Origin of the sequence: Aeromonas sp. Prich7-2 (genome assembly GCF_017939255.1) — a bacterium.
GTDB classification, from domain to species: Bacteria; Pseudomonadota; Gammaproteobacteria; order Enterobacterales; family Aeromonadaceae; genus Aeromonas; species Aeromonas caviae.
Window position 1 is genome coordinate 1 of the sequence record NZ_JAGKRI010000329.1, and the last position, 1,238, is coordinate 1,238.

Sequence of the window (1,238 nt, forward strand, 5' to 3'; positions counted from 1 at the left end):
CGCTGCTCCCGGCTCAGTTGTTCGTGTTCGACCAGCAGGCTTAGCCGCTCGATGAAGGGCAGCCCTTCGTAGGTACTTGCCTGTTCCAGTTGTTGTTGCACGGCATCCGCCATGCCAGTCAGTTTCAGGTGTCTCAAGCGGGTCAGGGTTTGTTGGGTCATGGGACGTATCCTCTCTAGTGGAAGCTCTGGGGGCCGCGGATGTTCTCGTGCTCTTGCGGCAGTTCTGGATAACTGAGCGGACTTGCGGGCAGTTGGTCGCGGCCACTGGTCAGCACCGGCTTGAGCTGCTTGAGCCGCACCAGTCCTTCCCGGTTGGCCAGCTGGCAACAGGCTTCGACTCGTGATGGCGGATACTCCCGGCTAAGACTCAGCAGTCCCAGGCAGAGTCGGTATGCCTGCTCGGCATGGGCTTTCTCTGCCAGCCGTTCGCTAACCCAGCACAAGGTGCCCGGTCCGATGTCGGCAGCCCACTGCTTAAGACGCCCTGGGGTCCAGCGTTGCTGCTTGCTGTGACGTTCCGGCATGTGCTCAGGGAGTGTGCTCATTCCCGGGATGGTTTTACGCGGATGGCTCGCGACCAGCTGTTGCTGGTGATAAACCTGAAGCAGGGTATCGCCCGCATGGAGCTCCAGTTGCTGACCCACATACTGGTGCGGCACCGAGTAATGGTGCTGCTCATAGCTGACGTGATAGTCGATGTTGACCTTGACCGTTTTGATGGCGACATAGCGATAGGGATGCACCGGTAGTGACCCCAGTGCCGGGCGGTCCAACTGCTCAAATGCGTCACGTCGGTTACCGGGCAGTTGCTTGAACGGGCGCTCGTTGAGCTCATTTAACAAAGCCCGGATGCACTGGTTGAGCTCGGCAAGCGAGAAGAAGGTCTGATGGCGTAGACGGGCCAGGATCCAGCGCTCGACGATCTGCACACCCACCTCGGCCTTGGCTTTGTCCTTGGGCTTGTAAGGACGAGCTGGCATCACCGCCACCTGATAATGCTCGGCCAACTGCTGGTAGCTGGGGTTGAGCTCGGGATCGTATCGGCAAGCCTTGCTGACACCGCTCTTGAGGTTGTCGGGGATCAGCAGTGCCGGTGTCCCGCCGAAAAACTCAAAGGCACGGACATGGCTTTGCAGCCAGTCCGGCAGTGACTGGGACCAGGTGGCCTCGGCAAAGGTGTAGTTGGACGCACCGAGCACGGCGACAAAGACTTGTGCCTGACGGACCTCACCCGTG

The 1,238-nt window shown here is 60.0% G+C and carries 1 protein-coding gene and 1 pseudogene; both read right to left on the reverse strand.

What is annotated here, in order from left to right:
• Window positions 1-161: pseudogene (locus tag J9892_RS22610) on the reverse strand (IstB-like ATP-binding domain-containing protein); the annotation flags it as partial.
• Between the two features lie 14 nt (window positions 162-175).
• The coding region (istA, locus tag J9892_RS22615) for an IS21-like element ISAs29 family transposase (protein ID WP_210539090.1) at window positions 176-1,238 on the reverse strand (1,063 nt) is incomplete at its 5' end.